The following is a 2,096-nucleotide window of genomic DNA, read 5'->3' as shown; positions in this document are numbered from 1 at the left end:
GACATACCGAGCCCCTTCTCTTCCGAAGCGAGTTCCCGCTGTATCTGAACTCAGACTACGTCGCCGGCGACGAATTTCGCCGTCCCCTCGGGTCAGTACTCATGACCGAGTAATCATGATTCACGACGGACGGAGCACGCATGCCCGGACAGTTGGAAGGCAAAACCGCACTGATCACCGGAGCCGCCCGAGGTCAGGGCCGAAGCCACGCCGTGCGACTGGCGCAGGAGGGCGCGAACATCATTGCGCTCGACATCTGCCGTCAGATCGAATCGGTGGCCTACCCGATGGGAACCGACGACGATTTGAGGCAGACAACGGCAATGGTCGAGGCCCTCGGGCGACATGTCGTCGCGCGAGAAGTCGACGTTCGCGATTTACCTGCGCTAGAAGCTGCAGTATCCGAAGGAATTGCGGAGTTGGGCAGCCTCGACATCGTCCTGGCCAACGCCGGTATCGGCATGATGTCCCCGGATATCGACGATGCTCGCGCCTTCCGCGACCAGATGGAGGTCAACCTATTCGGCGTCTGGAATACCGTCCAGGCCGCAGCGCCCCCGATGATCGAGCAAGGGACAGGCGGCGCAATCGTCCTGACCGGATCAACACTGGGACTTGTCGGTCGCGGAGGTGACGGCACCGGCGGGTCCGACGGCTACTGCGCGAGTAAACATGCCATCGTGGGGCTTGGTCGGACGTGGTCGCACTGGCTTGCTCCCCACAATATTCGTGTCAACTCCGTGCACCCGACGGGCGCGAATACACCCATGGTCGTCAACGACGCCGTCGCGAAACTGTTTGCGGACTCCCCCACATCGAGCGGAGCCGACGTGGGCAACCTCTTGCTGCGTGGCGGTTTCGCCGGCCTGCTCGTTCAGGACCGCGTCCAATAGCAGGTCGGCCAGCAGCTCGTGCCGCCGGTCGGGGATGTTCACGGTGATCTGGGCGCCGGTGGGCTCGTACACCTTCGGCTGCCTGCCGACCTTGCGGGTGCCGCCCGGCGCTTCATAGTGGGCGCGCAGCAGGCCGGCGTCGACCAGCTTGTCGAGGTGGAAGGCGGCGAGCTTGCGGGAGATGCCGACGCTGGCGGCGGCCTCGTCGCGGGTGACGGGGCGCCGGGCCCGCCGGACGAAGGCGAACATGCGCCGGCGCGAGTTCTCGCTCAGGACGCTGACGGAGTCGATGGCGCTGTCGGCCGGATCGGCCTGCGCGGGCGGGTCGGAAGCCACACGACCACGGTAACTCCCACACACGTGGGAGCGAGAGCTGTCCGGGCGGTGTGGTCTGCGCGTCTTGACGCCGACGCCGAATAAAGGAAAAACTTGTTGGTGAAACTCTTGGAGGTCACCATGGTCCCGCTCTCACCGCACTCGGCATCGGAGGCAGCCGACCTGACGGCACCCGTACGGCCCGCCCTGCGGGTCGTCCACGAACCCGACGGGATCGACCTGGCCGCCGCCGAGGTCGCGGCAGGCCGGTTCCTGGAGGCCCTCGGCATCTCCACGGCCTCGGAGAGCCTGCGCGGCACACCCGGCCGGATGGCCCGCGCCTACGCCGAACTCTTCAGCCCGCGCCCCTTCGACCTGACGACGTTCCCGAACGACGAGGGCTACGACGAACTCGTCCTCGCCCGGCGCATTCCGGTCCGTACCGTCTGCGAGCACCATCTGCTGCCGGTGGTCGGCACCGCGCACGTCGGCTACCTGCCCGGCGCCCGCATCCTGGGCCTGTCCAAGCTGGCGCGCGTCGTCGAGCACTTCGCCTGCCGCCCCCAGGTCCAGGAGCGCCTGACCAAGCAGGTCGCCGACTGGCTGCAAATCCATCTGGAGCCCAAGGGCGTCGGCGTGGTCATCGAGGCCGAGCACTCCTGCATGACGCTGCGCGGTGTGCAGGCCACCGGCTCCGACACCCTGACCTCGACCCTGCTGGGCCTCCTGCGCTCCGACGCCCGCTCCCGCGGCGAGTTCCTCGCCCTGACGGGGGTGGCCAAGTGAGCGCGGCGCGGGGGCCCCCCCCCCCCCGGGGGGGGCGCCGGGGCGCCCCGGCCGCGGGGGGCCCCCCCCACCGCGCGACAGGGGGCGGGGGGGACGGGCGGG

The 2,096-nt window shown here is 68.6% G+C and carries 2 protein-coding genes and 1 pseudogene; 2 read left to right on the top strand and 1 reads right to left on the bottom strand.

All coding sequences use genetic code 11. The features are described 5' to 3' along the window. Positions 1-140: 140 nt before the first annotated feature. Positions 141-893 (top strand): mycofactocin-coupled SDR family oxidoreductase, encoded by a 753-nt coding sequence (locus ABT116_RS43480; RefSeq protein ID WP_351646301.1) that lies wholly within the window; start codon positions 141-143, stop codon positions 891-893. Between the two features lie 183 nt (positions 894-1,076). Here the strand turns inward: ABT116_RS43480 and ABT116_RS51135 are convergent. After that, positions 1,077-1,142, bottom strand: a pseudogene (locus tag ABT116_RS51135) (hypothetical protein); the annotation flags it as partial. A 207-nt stretch (positions 1,143-1,349) separates the two neighbouring features. Here ABT116_RS51135 and folE point away from each other — a divergent pair. Next, the gene (gene folE / locus ABT116_RS43470; RefSeq protein WP_351646303.1) at positions 1,350-1,994 is read left to right on the top strand and encodes a GTP cyclohydrolase I; all 645 of its coding nucleotides are present in this window, start codon (positions 1,350-1,352) and stop codon (positions 1,992-1,994) included. Positions 1,995-2,096 lie beyond the last annotated feature (102 nt).

The sequence above is a fragment of the Streptomyces sp. NPDC002130 genome, assembly GCF_040296465.1.
Lineage (GTDB): Bacteria > Actinomycetota > Actinomycetes > Streptomycetales > Streptomycetaceae > Streptomyces.
Note: the sequence above shows the minus strand (reverse complement) of the source record. Positions and strands in the feature narration are given on the sequence as shown.

What these genes read in the sequence shown, in the direction of transcription:
- ABT116_RS43480 (WP_351646301.1), top strand. Translation starts at nt 141, where the DNA reads ATGCCCGGACAGTTGGAAGGCAAAACCGCACTGATCACCGGAGCCGCC.
- folE (WP_351646303.1), top strand. Translation starts at nt 1,350, where the DNA reads ATGGTCCCGCTCTCACCGCACTCGGCATCGGAGGCAGCCGACCTGACG.